This window comes from Pseudomonas sp. HY2-MNA-CIBAN-0224 (genome assembly GCF_040310285.1).
Lineage (GTDB): Bacteria > Pseudomonadota > Gammaproteobacteria > Pseudomonadales > Pseudomonadaceae > Aquipseudomonas > Aquipseudomonas helleri.
Window position 1 is genome coordinate 1 of the sequence record NZ_JBEOPQ010000810.1, and the last position, 245, is coordinate 245.

Genomic DNA, 245 nt, shown 5'->3' on the forward strand with positions numbered 1-245 from the left:
ACCATCCACCGCTCGTGGTGGCAGAGCAGTTTGGCACCTTGGCCAGTCTGTATCCTGGACGAATTGATTTAGGCTTAGGCCGTGCACCAGGCAGCGATCCGGTCACAAGTTTAGCGTTCAATCGTGATAACCAACGGGCAGAACATTTTACTGATGAGGTGCGCGAGTTGCAATCGTTACTCGGCCCACATGAACTGCGTCAACACAGTAACGGCAAAGCGGTGCGAGCGATCCCTGGTGAAGAC

1 protein-coding gene is annotated in these 245 nt (G+C 54.3%); it reads left to right on the forward strand.

Annotation, left to right across the window (positions count from 1 at the left end; genetic code table 11):
- On the forward strand, nt 1–245 hold a 245-nt coding region (locus AAEZ03_RS28540), incomplete at both ends, for an LLM class flavin-dependent oxidoreductase (protein ID WP_350583338.1).